Source organism: Aneurinibacillus aneurinilyticus ATCC 12856 (assembly GCF_000466385.1).
GTDB classification, from domain to species: domain Bacteria; phylum Bacillota; class Bacilli; order Aneurinibacillales; family Aneurinibacillaceae; genus Aneurinibacillus; species Aneurinibacillus aneurinilyticus.
Window position 1 is genome coordinate 1 of the sequence record NZ_KE952822.1, and the last position, 751, is coordinate 751.

1 protein-coding gene is annotated in these 751 nt (G+C 42.9%); it reads right to left on the minus strand.

Annotated elements, in window-relative coordinates; genetic code table 11:
• Positions 1 to 388: 388 nt before the first annotated feature.
• The coding region (locus HMPREF0083_RS15420; RefSeq protein WP_167331572.1) for a transposase at positions 389 to 751 on the minus strand (363 nt) is incomplete at its 5' end.

Below are 751 nucleotides of genomic sequence, written 5' to 3' on the forward strand. Positions count from 1 at the left end.
CTCCCTCTATAAATTAAAGTTTTTCTTGCGAATACTCACGTATTCTTACGATATCTTGATTTTTATAAACAACGCTTCAGTTAGACATTTGAAACTATTTAAAATGTTGGAAGTGGGGGACGTAGCCCAGTAGAGACCTGTAGCCTTATTTGAAAAATATGGTTGCACATTGGATCTCCACATGGCTCATGGTGGTGTACCCTCCCATGTCTCTCAGGATCATATGTCCCTACTTTCCTTCGTTCAACCTGTCCATGAGGTGGAGGCCAGAGATGCTCCTTTTCAGGGTCTGTGCCCGCATGGAAAAAATAATTCCGGCTTCTCCGTGCTTCATTTTTTATCAAGATATCAGGTGTGAATGTTCTTCAAGAATAAACGACTGTACGACTTATGTGGCAAGAGACTGACTCTGACCACATAAAGGTGTATCTTTCATCATCTTGTTCATGTCAAAATTGATTTGTTTACGAGCCAGCACAAACATAATGCGAATAAGACGACAGCACAAGGCAATCAACGATTGCTGTTTACGGAGAGGATTCTCCTGTCGAGTTGTATAGTACGTGTGCAGCGCCTTAAATACCGGGTTTTTGGCAACCAAGGGTCGAATCGCTTTGTAGAGAAGAGCGCGAAGCTGTGGTCTTCCCCGTTTCGTGATACGGGTTTTCCCTCGATGCTTGCCTGAACGATTTTCTTTAAGATTTAAACCCGCTAACTTCTGAATCTGACGAGGATGCTGGTATCTAGACAA